Raw genomic sequence first — 1,613 nt, forward strand, 5'->3', positions numbered from 1 at the left:
TGGCATATGCCCTTCGACTACATATCCGTCTATGATCGCGGTGTGGCAGCTAGCGAGCTCTAGCGGAAGTTTGAGCTCATTCTTCTTCTGGATAAGCGGCTCGTCAGCCAGCGAAATCATCTCGACTTCAAATCCGTTTTGCTCCATGTATTTTGCCCAGTTGTGACAACAGCCGCAACTCTCGCCGTGATAGACCTTGACATGTTCGCTCGCCGCCGCATAGCTACCTAATGCCGCTAAAAGCGCACCTACAAATAAAATTTTCTTCATATTTTACTCCAGTGATTAAAAGTCCTCGATTATACAATACGTATAGTAAATTTTTAAGAGCGAACCATATAACTCTAAGATTAAATTTGACGAAGCAGACCCGCTCGTAAGCCGAAATTTTACGAAATTTTAAAATTTCGGCGTCGCGGATAAGTTGGTTATAGGCACTGAGACAGTGCTGATTTGATAGCGGATTTTGATACGTAGCCTTCCGAGTCGCTGGTAAGTGATACGTCGCAGCCTGGCTTATAGTTTTTCCAGGTGTAGATGTTGCCATTGTCTTCGGTTGTTTTGATGGAGTCTGGCTGTTTATTCCATGCAGAAATTACTTGATTGATATGAAATGCATCGCTGCGGTCTTTCGGCGCATTAGTCATACCCGTGCTATCGGGCAAGGTCGTTTCGACCATATCAGTGGTGCCTGCGGTGGAGACCTCTTGGACTTTATCATTTACGCCGCCGATATTTGTTTTGCTGCTTTGGGATTTTGTTTGATTGCGTACTCCGCTTGGTTCGTTGGATATATTCCAGTTGGAACAACCGATAAAAAATACCGCTGCTACGAGCGCAGCTATTAAATTTCTCATAAAATTCTCCTTCAAAAATTTCGTTGCGATAGTAGCACATTTATCTTTAGTTTAAAATAAATCCGAGCCCTTGAAATTTGAAATTTCGTAGGAATTTTGCGAGGCGTTTCAGTAGGAATTTATAAAATTTCGGATAATATTCAAAGTTTAATACCAAACGGGCTTTTAAATTTTGCACGGCAAATGCCTTTTTGGCTACCAAATTTTAAAGGATTTTTGATGTATGCTATCATCAAACACGGCGGCAAGCAGTATAAGGTCGAAGAGGGCAACTACCTAAATTTAGACCATTTTAATGCTGAGCCGAAAGCAAAGCTCGAGCTTAGCGAAGTTTTAGCGCTAAACGACGGCGAGTTAAAGGTAGGAGCACCGTTCGTAAAGGGTGCCAAGGTGGTTTTGGAGGTCGTTTGCGAAGGCAAGGATAAAAAAGTCGTTATCTTCAAAAAACGCAGACGCAAAGATTCAAAAGTAAAACGCGGCTTCAGACGCCAATATACCCGCGTCAAAGTCGTTTCGATTAACGCATAAAGGATAGGAAATGGCACACAAAAAAGGTCAAGGTTCAACCCAAAATAATAGAGATAGTATCGGACGCCGCTTGGGTGTTAAAAAATTCGGTGGCGAGTTTGTGCGCGCGGGCAACATCATCATCCGCCAGCGCGGCACTGCGACGCACCCAGGCTGCAACGTAGGCATGGGCAGCGATCACACGATTTTCGCGCTGATCGACGGCGTCGTAAAATTTGAGCGAAAAGA

4 protein-coding genes are annotated in these 1,613 nt (G+C 43.9%); 2 read left to right on the top strand and 2 right to left on the bottom strand.

The genetic code is table 11. The features are described from left to right. Both Q0394_RS00215 and Q0394_RS00220 read right to left on the bottom strand, forming a co-directional pair. Positions 1-270, bottom strand: a 270-nt coding sequence (locus Q0394_RS00215) for a DUF411 domain-containing protein (protein ID WP_298944865.1), incomplete at its 3' end; no start/stop codon positions are given. 158 nt (positions 271-428) lie between these two features. Further along, entirely contained in the window at positions 429-857 is a 429-nt protein-coding gene (locus tag Q0394_RS00220; protein ID WP_040303372.1) for a hypothetical protein, read from the bottom strand. Between the two features lie 219 nt (positions 858-1,076). Here Q0394_RS00220 and rplU point away from each other — a divergent pair, with 219 nt between their 5' ends. Beyond that, the gene (gene rplU / locus Q0394_RS00225; protein ID WP_040303368.1) at positions 1,077-1,385 is read left to right on the top strand and encodes a 50S ribosomal protein L21; all 309 of its coding nucleotides are present in this window, start codon (positions 1,077-1,079) and stop codon (positions 1,383-1,385) included. 10 nt (positions 1,386-1,395) lie between these two features. Further along, the coding region (rpmA, locus tag Q0394_RS00230; protein WP_298944866.1) for a 50S ribosomal protein L27 at positions 1,396-1,613 on the top strand (218 nt) is incomplete at its 3' end.

Origin of the sequence: uncultured Campylobacter sp., from assembly GCF_938039205.1 — a bacterium.
Classification (GTDB): Bacteria; Campylobacterota; Campylobacteria; order Campylobacterales; family Campylobacteraceae; genus Campylobacter_A.